Source organism: Escherichia sp. KCJ4928 (assembly GCF_004352695.1).
In the GTDB taxonomy this organism is placed as follows: Bacteria; Pseudomonadota; Gammaproteobacteria; order Enterobacterales; family Enterobacteriaceae; genus ECMA0423.
The window spans coordinates 1-255 of the sequence record NZ_SJWV01000770.1 but is presented as its reverse complement, the minus strand read 5'-3'; the positions used below and the strand labels follow the sequence as shown (position 1 = coordinate 255).

The window sequence follows — 255 nt, the reverse complement described above, 5'->3', positions numbered from 1 at the left end:
ACCAGGCTTTCCCCGCGTTCCCATGCCTCCCTAAGCCGTGGAAGCTGGTCGCTCCATTCCTCCAGCAATTCGAAATTTTCAGAAAGTAGCCGCGCCTCCTGGACTCCGGCGATCGCCAGTTTCGTGGCGATGGTTAACAGCTGCGGCTCTTCAATATTTCCGGCGCGTATCACCGTCGCCCTGTATCGCCCATCATCAACAATCTGGAGGTTATCCAGTTCGCTTAACTGATAACGCCCCAGATAAACGGGAGGG

General features: G+C 55.7%; 1 pseudogene. It reads right to left on the bottom strand.

The features are described 5' to 3' along the window. Positions 1-255 (bottom strand): annotated as a pseudogene (locus tag E0D98_RS26695) (DNA primase); the annotation flags it as partial.